This window comes from Vibrio sp. ECSMB14106 (assembly GCF_000972265.1).
GTDB classification, from domain to species: Bacteria; Pseudomonadota; Gammaproteobacteria; order Enterobacterales; family Vibrionaceae; genus Vibrio; species Vibrio kanaloae.
The window spans coordinates 1-8,263 of sequence record NZ_LAUM01000034.1; the positions used below are offsets into that span (position 1 = coordinate 1).

General features: G+C 40.4%; 10 protein-coding genes. 2 read left to right on the top strand and 8 right to left on the bottom strand.

Annotation, left to right across the window (positions count from 1 at the left end):
* From WR49_RS18195 to WR49_RS18205, 3 genes are all read right to left on the bottom strand, one after another.
* Nucleotides 1-336: hypothetical protein (locus WR49_RS18195; RefSeq protein WP_046224954.1), on the bottom strand; the 336-nt coding region annotated here is incomplete at its 3' end.
* Nucleotides 337-800: 464 nt separating this feature from the next.
* Nucleotides 801-1,001 (bottom strand): hypothetical protein, encoded by a 201-nt coding sequence (locus tag WR49_RS18200; RefSeq protein ID WP_017099697.1) that lies wholly within the window; start codon nt 999-1,001, stop codon nt 801-803.
* 73 nt (nt 1,002-1,074) lie between these two features.
* Nucleotides 1,075-1,449 (bottom strand): hypothetical protein, encoded by a 375-nt coding sequence (locus WR49_RS18205; protein ID WP_046224955.1) that lies wholly within the window; start codon nt 1,447-1,449, stop codon nt 1,075-1,077.
* Nucleotides 1,450-1,649: 200 nt separating this feature from the next.
* Here WR49_RS18205 and WR49_RS18210 point away from each other — a divergent pair, with 200 nt between their 5' ends.
* Nucleotides 1,650-2,006, top strand: a complete 357-nt coding sequence (locus tag WR49_RS18210) for a WYL domain-containing protein (RefSeq protein WP_231574724.1) — start codon at nt 1,650-1,652, stop codon at nt 2,004-2,006.
* 603 nt (nt 2,007-2,609) lie between these two features.
* Here the strand turns inward: WR49_RS18210 and WR49_RS18215 are convergent.
* The 4 genes from WR49_RS18215 to WR49_RS18230 all read right to left on the bottom strand — a co-directional run bounded on the left by WR49_RS18215 (nt 2,610) and on the right by WR49_RS18230 (nt 5,248).
* Nucleotides 2,610-3,050: a DUF2787 family protein gene (locus WR49_RS18215; protein WP_046224956.1), complete on the bottom strand. Its 441-nt coding sequence runs from the start codon at nt 3,048-3,050 to the stop codon at nt 2,610-2,612.
* Nucleotides 3,051-3,110: 60 nt separating this feature from the next.
* Nucleotides 3,111-3,539 (bottom strand): hypothetical protein, encoded by a 429-nt coding sequence (locus WR49_RS18220; RefSeq protein WP_046224957.1) that lies wholly within the window; start codon nt 3,537-3,539, stop codon nt 3,111-3,113.
* Nucleotides 3,540-3,551: 12 nt separating this feature from the next.
* A complete protein-coding gene (locus WR49_RS18225; RefSeq protein ID WP_046224958.1) occupies nt 3,552-3,935 on the bottom strand; it encodes a hypothetical protein in 384 nt (127 codons plus the stop codon).
* Nucleotides 3,936-4,021: 86 nt separating this feature from the next.
* Nucleotides 4,022-5,248 carry an integrase family protein gene (locus WR49_RS18230; protein WP_046224959.1) on the bottom strand — a complete coding sequence of 409 codons (1,227 nt, stop codon included), beginning with the start codon at nt 5,246-5,248 and terminating at the stop codon, nt 4,022-4,024.
* 97 nt (nt 5,249-5,345) lie between these two features.
* Between WR49_RS18230 and WR49_RS20825 the strand changes: the two genes are divergently transcribed.
* Nucleotides 5,346-6,521, top strand: a complete 1,176-nt coding sequence (locus WR49_RS20825; RefSeq protein WP_052715044.1) for a PDDEXK-like family protein — start codon at nt 5,346-5,348, stop codon at nt 6,519-6,521.
* A gap of 307 nt (nt 6,522-6,828) precedes the next feature.
* Here WR49_RS20825 and WR49_RS18240 read toward each other — a convergent pair whose 3' ends face one another.
* Entirely contained in the window at nt 6,829-7,827 is a 999-nt protein-coding gene (locus WR49_RS18240) for a hypothetical protein (protein ID WP_156155686.1), read from the bottom strand.
* Between the last annotated feature and the right edge of the window lie 436 nt (nt 7,828-8,263).

Sequence of the window (8,263 nt, forward strand, 5' to 3'; positions counted from 1 at the left end):
ACCCAGTATCGCGTCACCCTCACCACGAAACAGAATTCCTTTATGAGCTCGACCATTACAAGTCTCAACCGCCTCGATAGTAGAGCAACGAACGTGGTTACCTTTGCCTAGGTTGATAAAGCTATCTGAGTTGATCACCTCATCAGTACAAGCATCAGCATCGGCAACAGTTCTACCCTCTTTCTCTGAAAGCTTGGTGTAAGAGATTTGTCGTCCCTTCGCATCCAGAAGAATAAATAAGTCTTCAAGTCGGATAATCGAGGCAATTACTTTCATTGCAAAAGAGCTTCCATCAGGGGCTTGGATAAAACCCTTTTTCTTTGTCTTACGTGTCATTTTTTCACCTTTATTTAGTTGCTTTGAAGACAGCACAAAATCGAAATATCGAAAATGTCCCGTTAATGTATAGTTCTCAAATTCAAGGCAAACTTGATAATCGGTAAAGGCCTTCGATATAGGTGTCTGAGCGCGTGACATCGATTAAAGGGCTTACTCAAGTCGAAAAAGACTATAGAAAAAGACTACTTTTTGGTGCCAGACCGTTAATTTCAGAACCTGATATTAGTGCAATGGGACAGTGCTGAATTTAGAACAGAATGAGCACAGCAATGACAAAGTGAATCATCGTGACTAGATAAAGAAACGAACATCAGCAACACTTCTACATTGCTAACACTGGTTGTGAAATTTATCTCTAATGTTAGCTAAACTCGACCTATCGAAGCCGTCGTCAATACGAACTCTAAATCATCAACGTAAGAAAAAAAGAAGAAGCAGAGTAATCTCCACTTCTTAAATAATCAGATAACATCTGTCTCCTCAATCACTCCACCGATGACAGCTCCCGCCAGAAATCCAAGCGCACCAAACGCTACCATCCCCCTCGCCCCGGCAACACGACTGCCAAGCAATGACGCATACTGTGCACCTTTAATTCCCGTGGTTAAGCTCGGCTTAAACCAGCGTTGTTGCGGCTCCGAATGAAAATGTGTTTTCGCCATAATAGTTACCCTTCCTTTAGATATAAAAAAGGCGAGGACAACGCCTCGCCTAAATGACATGAATTGATTGAGCTTACTTAACCGAATCGCATAAATGATTAGCAAAGCTACGAGTCATCATCTGACTTTGGTATCGATTGTTCAGTTTCAGCGTATTGAGCCAGAACTCATCACCATCAACTTCGAATTGCATAAAGGCTTTTTGCTCTTGATTACTGAAGTTCACATCACCTTCAATATCAACGAAGATTCGACCTGGTTTAGTTTTATCTGCCTTCCATGATTTATCAGTGAATGCAGAGTCAATCATCTCGCCAAAAGCATACTGGCAACCGTCTGGACTACCTTCTCGAACGGTATCTATTGCGTCATCCAGATCAGAGCTAAACAGCCCTGCCGATGCACCAAAACTCGTTACTAAAAGTGTTGTTACTACTAATTTTTTCATGTTTATTTTCCTAAATGGATTGATGAATTCACGGTCAGCTACTCGAACGGATCGTGAGATTAAAAAGTGAATCAATTGCGTAAATGGTTGCGGTGATACCGCGCATAAGAAAATGAGATATCGATTAATTGACTAGACCGAAGGAGTTCGATTAGTGAGACGTGAATGTGCTCGCAAGAAACCGCCTAGAGTCTCTCAGAGTGGCTAAGATTCGTGAGTTAGTGCGTTACGAGGATAAATACTCTCCTGACCCTAGCGTTGAGCAGAAGCTAACTGGTTGTGGATATGAAGATGAACGACTCAATACCGTTGAAGTTCTTATACAGATGAGCGCTAAAGGCGTGGGAGCTTTCTTAAATGAAGGTAACGCTGATGACTTCCGAGTATTGAAAGAGCTAGATTCAGGGGATGTGTTCATTAATCACCAAACCAAGAACATTCCAGAATTACTACGTCAACTTAAAACGTGGCTACCTGATGTCGAAGTGCTCTCACCTGACTGGATACGTTACTTGTTGAAGCAAGAGCTCCAAGCGTATCTAGACTCAACCAAGTAGAAGGCAGTGAGCTAATTGAAGTACGTCGTTGGTTTTTTTGATGGTTCGTTGAGATGAAATGCAACCACCAAGACATAATGTTGTTTCTGCTCTCTGTTGTAGTCGCTCCATGTCATCAAGATACCACTATACAGCGCTTTTTAAGCTTTCTATGTTAGGTATGGGAACTGGGGTGTTTTACCAAACTTCGAACCAATACCAGTTAAGGGAAGACTCAAAACGATGCTGTTTTTCAGCGAACGTAACTAAACAGAATAATAACCTGCCACCGGGCTGGGTACTATTAATGACATATTTATCAGTAATTTTATAGCTGAGGCACCGATAAGATCTCACCAAATCATTATCCGCTAGATAACACTTTTCAAATTAGCACCACCAAATTCCCTCCCATTGCCACCGACGCAATGGGAGTTTCCATCAGTACATAAACGTTCCAACACGGTGCGACGGATGTACAATCCTTGTGTTAGGTTTATCAATTAAGGGCTAATACCCCATCACACATTCATCTGCATGAATTGATGAACAGGACAAAACCACAGAGCATTTTTCCTTTACTCGCTCCGGTCAAGTTCCTGTTCATCACAACACTAATAAGCGCTATGCATCTTCCGCCATTACCTTAATTTCATCGAAGCAGTCCATCGATAAATACGACAGAAAATTACTCTCCCACATCGAATAGAACTCAGCGACACTGGATTCAGTAATGGGAACTTCACCCATGTAACGGATGTAAGCCACACCATGACCAAAATCAAAGTCGATTTCTTTCTCAAGCTCAGGCATCAATCCACAGTAACTAAAGTCAGTGATGTAGTTAAAAACCCATAAGTCGTTAAGCCTAGTGATACGAACCTCGACAGGGTGGTATCCTCCATCCTCAATTGAGTAAGCTCTATTTCTAACATTTATCGTTATTACTTGAGTTGAGGACGACACCTTTTCCGACTCGTTACAAATACGGTTTAAAGCATTTTGAAGGTCTATGCTAATCGGTAGCAAAAATCGCTCAACATCAAATTGAAGAGTTAAGTTCATAATAAATTCTCGTTGTAATAATTAAGTAAACCGCCTCAGGACGAGGCTAGGTATGAAAGATTAGTCAGGGTTAGAGGCTAGTGCTCGAAGCTCAGTCTTCACCACTTCATAGCGCTCAGACACCTGATGTAAGAACACATTATCGGGTACAGGATCGAGGATAGAGATAGTTCGCAGGATAGCCGCTAAGAACCCACACGAATTACTACTTCCACCTGTTATTACTGGCTTCAACGCTGCTGACTTGAGGGTTTTACCTACCTGATCATCGAGCAGTGTAAAGATAGTTTCAAGACGCACCCAGCTGTTCGAGAACAACCCCGACGACGAGTTTTTAGAAACACGTATATAGAACTCCTGATCATCTTCTTTGTAGGCAATCTGGTACTCTAGAAAGCTCTCAGACTTAGGACTGAGCTTTGGACTCTGACCTCCTTTAACAATAGTGAACGAATCGACCTCGTTCGCCTTTTCAACTTTTTGGCTCATACAAAATTCTCCTTATTCAGCCAGTTCAATTAACGTTTTAATCGCTTGGGTAGCGTTACTCGTGGAACCCATAACAAAACTTCCACTCCCATCGTCAGCATGGACACAGCACGCCAAGACATAGGGTTCTGTCTTGTCTGGTAGCAAAATGACAAACTCAGGGTTTTCTATCGCATAAGACAGAATGACCTCGGTATCTTCATCTACGTCAGCTAAGTCTTGATCAGTATCACCTCGCTCAATCAAGATCAGGCAGGTGGAAACTTCCTCCCAAAATTTCTCAGCCTCATCACGGTCACCAGACCAAGGAAGCAATAGTTGATGCATCAATTGCTCTTTAATCGGTAAAGGCAACTCCAACCGTTCAGCATCAGTAAGGCTTTTCACAACTTTCATTGAATTTCTCCATCTAAATTCCAGATACAAAAAAGCCCCTGAATAGAACTAACTATTCAGGGGCTATCGTTAATAGAATATATAGGTCAATCTGCTTTATATTCGGGTAACACTAGATTTTCACTGGCTCTCTCGACCATATCAGACAAGGCATTCGCTCCACGTTCTAGCGCTGCCCTATCAAATTTTCGGTAAAAAAGCGTGCTCGACATATCAGCATGATTCAAGACGCGCTGAACAGACGTAACATCCATACCAGAGTTCAGTAGATTACTCGCTACTGAATGCCTCGCAGTATGGAAAACAACCCCCTCAGGGTCGATACCAGCACGATCCAGTATCAACCTCAAAGCTTTACGTGGCGGTGATATATGCGTCCCTTCTCGACTACCGGGAAACACATGTGGATTCCCTGGTTGTTTTAAGTCCTGAAGCTCAGAAAGTAACTCCAACATCAGTGGCGATAAATAGACTAAATGGGGTTTCTTATTTTTGGTCGTTTTGATGAAAAGTGTACGATTATCAAAATCAACGTCACTCCATTGCCTCTCCATTAACTCAGATATTCGACAACCTGTTAACCACAGCAATGCAATCAGATTACCTTTAACCTTACAGTAGTAAGTTCTAGCAACCTTTATCAGTAGAGCTGTCTCGTTCACATCGAGAAAACGAGTCCGAGCATTATTAACAGGCATCAAAGAAACCTTAGTCGCATGGTTTGGGGTATCAAGAACCTTAGAAGACAGTGAGCAAATCACCTTAACTAACGCGATAACATGATTATTAGTTCCAACGGAGTAGGGTTTACCCTTATAGGTTTCAGTCGTGAGGTGGGACTGAAGCTTCATGATGGCGTGTGCTGAGAGCCTATCCATGGGGATTTTGTAGATAGACTTACATCGCAAGAACCGTGTTTCATCATCTCTCCATGACTTCTTACGGGTTTTCGCCCAAGGCAAATAGGTCTCGTGGAAGAAGGTGAAAACATCAGGCATCACAACAGCAGAGCGAGAGTCTCGTTCAATCTTTGGATCAATACCCTCAGCGATTTGTACTTTGAGCTTACGCGCTTTAGCTCTTGCTTCTTCTACCGATAAATCTGGCCACCTGGCAATGGTGATGCTTGATTTCTTCCGGCTCACTGGTGATACATAACGTAGGTGGAAGCGTCGATTTCCAGTACGTCCAACGAGCACCTTTAAACCAATTACACCAGTATCCGAATACTCAATATCACTACTTTTCGACTCAGCTGAATTACTCTTCAATGCCTTTATAGTAGCGGTTGTAAAATAAAACTGTTTTTTCATGGTCAACTCACATAATTATCATAACCATATGAATTAATATAAGTTTTCTCAATTTAACTTTACGGTTAAAAACGGCCTAAGCTGAAGAACTTTCAATATGATGAATAACCACTTTTTCAAATACGTCCACTTATTACATGAAAAATACACTAAAAAACCTGAATACAACCTTTTCAGGGTTTTACGTTCAGAGTCTGATGAAGTCAGGTTACATTCAAGATTTCTAGCCGATATGCTTAACCCTAATGGAAGCCACAGTCATCACAACACCTTCCTTAAACTATTTCTACAACACTTTAAAGACATATTAAATATCGAACAGGGACAAAGTATTACCGTCGATATTGAATACAAAAATATAGACATCTTGATACGCAGTAGAGACACCGCAATTGTAATTGAAAACAAGATCTACGCTTCCGACCAAAAGAAGCAGTTATCAAACTACTATCAAAAAATGAAAGATGAGGGATATAAGAATATCAAGCTCATCTACTTAACTCGAACAGGCTATGAACCTAGCGAGCAAAGCACAGCAGATCTTCCTAAGAAAGTTAAAGAAGATATCATTCTCGCCAGTTATGAGAATCATATCTACGAATGGATTACCCGTTGTACAGAAGTTTCAGCCAGAGACGCACCTTTACGTGAAGCGTGTATTCAATATCTAGACATCATAAGTAAGATCACCAACAAAATTGAGAGTAAAGATCACATGGATGAATTGAAAACATTACTGCGTACTGACAATAACTTAGCTAGAGTCCCTGACCTTCTCAGTGCGTATCAGGAAGTACTAACAGATATTCAAGTCGATATATGGAACAAAATTGCAGATGGTGCGAAACGTGAGTTTTATGAATTACATCAAGATACTGTCACAATGCAGGAGAACCCAAGAGACTTAATCAATAGGTATGTCGAAAACAGAAAGAACTCTAAATACCTTGCTGTCAGTGTAAAACTAAAAGGTTACCAAGATACATATATCTATGTAGAACAAGATCATCATATTTACTTCGGCTTATATTGTGAAAACGGTTCAGATTCTCAAGAGTACATAGATATCATGAAGAAAACTGAAAATTTCACAAACTCATATCAATGGAGTTCAATGCCAATAGGTATCTACGCAGAACCTCAAATCAACTTTAAGAATCTGACACCTGAAGATCTCAGCTATCTATCATTAGACTCTAACAGGCAAAGCTATGCTGACTTTATCATTAATATGCTGAAAGAAATTACAGAGACTTTAAGCCAGCAACCATAGTTCAGAGCAAGCAACTGTGACGGTTAATATCGAGGGGCTCAGGGATAAATCTCAGATACTGTCTTTAGCAATAGTATATTGCCGTCATTCTCGTGTTGCTCAGCGTTGTAATCTCACTTCTAATCATCACTACAACATCAAGAAACAAACATCGGCAACACTCCTACATTGCTATAACAAGGACTGAGATTTATCTCTGAGAGCTTAACAACATACCCATGCAAGACACATCAGATAAACGATGATCTAAGTTCGCCGTTTAATATCCGTCTAGCACGTAAGTTCTATTAGCTGCAAACTCACCGCTTCATACAGAGAGTCTTTCGCTACAAAGAAGCTCGAAGTCTTGTTCAAACTCTGCAGTTCTTGAGCCTTGCTTGTCGAAGTTATAGTCATTCCCTTTTAAACTCTTCAACAATTCGAGAATTGAAGCAATTCTCTGCAAAACTAAAGAGATTTCTTTCACTCTATCGATAAGGTGTTCATCGGCAATAGCATACGAGTAGCTGAAAGATTTAACTCTATAGTGACTATTGCCCCACTGCTCTTCTTGATTTGTTACTTCTGTACTTTCCAAAAGTTTACTCTTGATTAAGTCAGGGGTGACGTCATCATAGATAAGATTCAGGAAAGCATCTGGATTGATACCCACATCTTCCATTATAAGATGGTAAATAAAACTATCGTGACCAACTTGCCGTCCATTATGACTTAGTTCCTTTTGAACCATTATCTTTAGTAACTCATATACAACAACACAATGTCCTGTTATTACTGTATCGTGGCGTAAAGATGCTATATCGAGTGAGCTGGTAGAATGTATATTACAAAGAATTACTTCTATAAAAGCTTCAACTTCGGCAAGAATAGACTTTAAAGCTGTTTTTTGTTCATACCACTTCCCATTAAAGGAAGCTTGAAAAGGATTATTGCCGTGGTATTCGTCAACCAGTCTCTTCATTCTAAAATGTAACCACCCTGAAACCTCTTCCGATTTTGACATTACATCACACACCACCGGTACTTTAAGATTATCATTAGTCAAGGACTTCAATCTCATCCAGACATTGTAGACTTGGTTCCGTTTAACCTGTAACTCCTCATCACGATAAGACTGAAGTAGCGTATTTAAATGCTCATGTTGATAATCAATAAGTTTTTGAAAATCGGGAATCGTATATGAAGGCTCTTTTGATCTTGTTAAACAATGGACGAAGTCATCTAACCCCACCTCGTCAATGGCTTTAATATACTTTCCCGTAGTTTTATCAACCAACATAGAGCGAACATTTAAATTTTCATTCATATTTTCAACCTTTAACTTTTTGAAGGAAACCATCTCTGCACTTTAAAATACACCTACCTTTTGAAATTTATAGAGGCATTGGGTGTTTGTCTATAAATACCGGATATAGACCATATCCGTCGCGTATTTCTATGAAAGGTGTTTGTTGGCAATATTCACCCTAGGTACACGCAAGCGCTATTCATCGCTATATAGCTCACCACGAGGTTGAAGCTAGAAGTTCAGGATATGTACAGGAAGTGTTTTGGAGAGGCTTTATGACCGTTTCTGATGAGCTTTTGATGGGGTTGATAGGTAGGAGATCTGAAAATCTCTATTTTTCATAATACTAGATGGCAAAAAGCCTCAACCGAAGTTGAGGCTTTTCATATCCCCTAAGGGAAGATGTGGCAGGGGTGGAGAGATTCGAACTCCCAACACGCGGATTTGGAATCCG

Excerpts from the sequence above, each read along its gene's own strand:
- WR49_RS18225 (WP_046224958.1), bottom strand. The coding sequence starts at position 3,935 with ATGAAAGTTGTGAAAAGCCTTACTGATGCTGAACGGTTGGAGTTGCCT.
- WR49_RS18240 (WP_156155686.1), bottom strand. The coding sequence starts at position 7,827 with ATGAATGAAAATTTAAATGTTCGCTCTATGTTGGTTGATAAAACTACG.
- WR49_RS20825 (WP_052715044.1), top strand. The coding sequence starts at position 5,346 with ATGATGAATAACCACTTTTTCAAATACGTCCACTTATTACATGAAAAA.
- WR49_RS18220 (WP_046224957.1), bottom strand. The coding sequence starts at position 3,539 with ATGAGCCAAAAAGTTGAAAAGGCGAACGAGGTCGATTCGTTCACTATT.
- WR49_RS18200 (WP_017099697.1), bottom strand. The coding sequence starts at position 1,001 with ATGGCGAAAACACATTTTCATTCGGAGCCGCAACAACGCTGGTTTAAG.
- WR49_RS18230 (WP_046224959.1), bottom strand. The coding sequence starts at position 5,248 with ATGAAAAAACAGTTTTATTTTACAACCGCTACTATAAAGGCATTGAAG.
- WR49_RS18205 (WP_046224955.1), bottom strand. The coding sequence starts at position 1,449 with ATGAAAAAATTAGTAGTAACAACACTTTTAGTAACGAGTTTTGGTGCA.
- WR49_RS18215 (WP_046224956.1), bottom strand. The coding sequence starts at position 3,050 with ATGAACTTAACTCTTCAATTTGATGTTGAGCGATTTTTGCTACCGATT.